This is a genomic window from Nocardia sp. XZ_19_369 (assembly GCF_015355715.1).
Taxonomy (GTDB): domain Bacteria; phylum Actinomycetota; class Actinomycetes; order Mycobacteriales; family Mycobacteriaceae; genus Nocardia.
Map to the genome: position 1 here is coordinate 1 of NZ_JACVED010000058.1, position 526 is coordinate 526.

General features: G+C 55.5%; 2 rRNA genes. Both read right to left on the reverse strand.

The window, feature by feature from the left end:
• Positions 1-84: ribosomal RNA gene (locus IBX18_RS41835) — 23S ribosomal RNA — on the reverse strand; the annotation flags it as partial.
• 330 nt (positions 85-414) lie between these two features.
• Positions 415-526, reverse strand: a 16S ribosomal RNA gene (locus IBX18_RS41840); the annotation flags it as partial.

A 526-nucleotide genomic window follows, 5' to 3' on the forward strand; every position in this document is an offset into this window, starting at 1 on the left:
TCCCCGAGGCTTATCGCAGCCTCCTACGTCCTTCATCGGCTCCTGGTGCCAAGGCATCCACCGTACGCTCTTAAACACTTACTAACAAAGATGCTCGCGTCCACTGTGCAGTTCTCAAACAACACACAAAGCCAAACCCAAACTCAGCACCAGCCAGAGGAAACCCCTGCGGTATGACTGAAGATCCAGCCTTGTCGTTATCTTGCCCAGAGAAACACTCGCGTGTTCTCTCAGGACCCAACAGTGTGCCGATATATCCCCTCGCCAACCAGTCATGACGACCGATTGATACGCGAGAAGAGTCAGTCAGTGTTCCACCCATGAGCGTCCGCCGGATGACGTATGCATCCGAAACGGTCTCTGCCAGAACAACACTCCCACCTGTGTGGGCATGTCTGGAGAAGTGCTCCTTAGAAAGGAGGTGATCCAGCCGCACCTTCCGGTACGGCTACCTTGTTACGACTTCGTCCCAATCGCCAATCCCACCTTCGACGGCTCCCTCCCACAAGGGGTTAGGCCACCGGCT